The organism is Herbaspirillum sp. GCM10030257, from assembly GCF_042666555.1.
GTDB lineage: Bacteria > Pseudomonadota > Gammaproteobacteria > Burkholderiales > Burkholderiaceae_D > Noviherbaspirillum.
The window spans coordinates 1-1,666 of the sequence record NZ_JBHTDH010000098.1; the positions used below are offsets into that span (position 1 = coordinate 1).

The following is a 1,666-nucleotide window of genomic DNA, read 5'->3' on the forward strand; positions in this document are numbered from 1 at the left end:
TTGTTCAAGCCATTTTCAGATGTCTCCCTTCCGGCTATGTTCAAATGTCTTCTTTAAATCACCAGGTTTGCCATTAACGCAGCCGCGCCGCGGAATAGGTAATCAGGGCAGGGCAATCATTAATTCATCACTATTGCCGGCAAGACCGGAATTTGAGTTCGCATATTGCTTTAGTGAATGCTCTTGCCAATTGCGCGCTCCAGGTCCTGCACATCAATCTTGCGCTGCACCTTGGTCCCCGGTGCTGCCTTTGCCTTCTCGACTGGCAAACCCAAATTCGTCCGTGCCGGCGCCGAATGACTGCGCCGGTTATCGCGCTGCTGCTGCACCAGCTGCGCAATCTGCAGCACGTGTCCCAACCGCTTGTTCTCCACAATGGCTCCTTGATCCACATCCGGCAACCGGTCATAGCGGACATACGGCAACACGTAATCATTGGCCCGTAGTTCAATACGCCCATCCGGGTAGTCGTACACTTCAATGTACTTGCCAATCAGCCGCCGGTTCACCGGCGTATCGCCTAACAAATATATCGCCTTGTCGTATTGCAGCGTCAGCACATGCGATACCTTGCGCGGCTCGCGTATCGTAAAGATCAGATCCAAATCCTCATCCTCGCGTACCGGCCGGTGTGCATTCCAGTCATTCCTGGGCGGTTTCGCAAAGCGCCGGTTATAGTCGGCAATGAAAGAGGGCGCATACGCATTGGCCGCCGTCATGGTGGAAATGCCTTCCAGCCGCAATTCCTTGACCAGCCGGTCTTGCAGCGTCAGATTGGCCCGCTCCACGCGTCCCTTGGCCTGGCTGGTGTTGGCACACAGGCTCTCGATATTGAGCTCGTACAGCACCCGCCCGAACTGCGTCACACCATGTCCCTTGTCGACCTGCTTGCGGTTGACCCGGAAGATCGAGGCCTTATCGCTATAGAACGCCTGCGGCTTGCCATGCCGCTCCAGATAGGCACGCGCGGCTTCGAAATAACTGAACGTCGACTCGCTATAGGTGAAATGCAGATGCATCAGTCGACTGGTCGCATCATCAATAAATACAAGAAGCGTGCAGGCAGGTGCTCGGTCTTCGAACCAGCGGTGGTCGCTCCCATCTATCTGGATCAGCTCGCCGACACAATGGCGCCGGTTACGCGGCTGGTAAATCGACGGTGAGCGTAGTTTGCGGGGAATCCATAGACCGGCTTCTGTCATCAGCTTGCGGACCGTTTCCTTGCTCAAGACTAATCCATGGCGCTCCCGCAGCTTCTCGCACGCTAATGTCGGACCAAAATCCGAATAGCGTTCACGGATGATCGACAGCGCCATGCTAGCCAACCCTGGTGATAGCTGACGATGGCCTGGTTGACCACGTTGATGCGATATCACAGCTGTATTGCCTTCGGCCCGATACCGACTGACTAGCCGATTGACTTGGCGCTTGGACATTTGCAGCTGTATAGCTGCGGTTGCCGCGCGCAGGTTTCCCTCAGCAACTGCCTCGATGGTCTTGAGCCTGTCAAATTCACGCATGCTCATGGTAATCATCCCAATGCGAGCCATGATGTGCCTCCTGAACCAGGTAAGCACCCAGCATGGACCGCTTAATATCTCAGGACTTGCTTAAAACGGGACAATCTGATTTAGCCAGTTTGAGACATTCTAATCTTGCTAGTACA

At 54.6% G+C, this 1,666-nt stretch carries 1 protein-coding gene; it reads right to left on the minus strand.

Translation table 11 applies throughout. The features are described 5' to 3' along the window. Window positions 1-170: 170 nt before the first annotated feature. Complete coding sequence (locus tag ACFQUU_RS29220) at window positions 171-1,550, minus strand: ISNCY family transposase (protein WP_382252138.1); 1,380 nt, start codon at window positions 1,548-1,550, stop codon at window positions 171-173. Window positions 1,551-1,666: the final 116 nt, after the last annotated feature.

Bases quoted from the DNA above. Each gene is read 5' to 3' on its own strand.
- ACFQUU_RS29220 (WP_382252138.1), bottom strand. From the start codon at position 1,550: ATGGCTCGCATTGGGATGATTACCATGAGCATGCGTGAATTTGACAGG.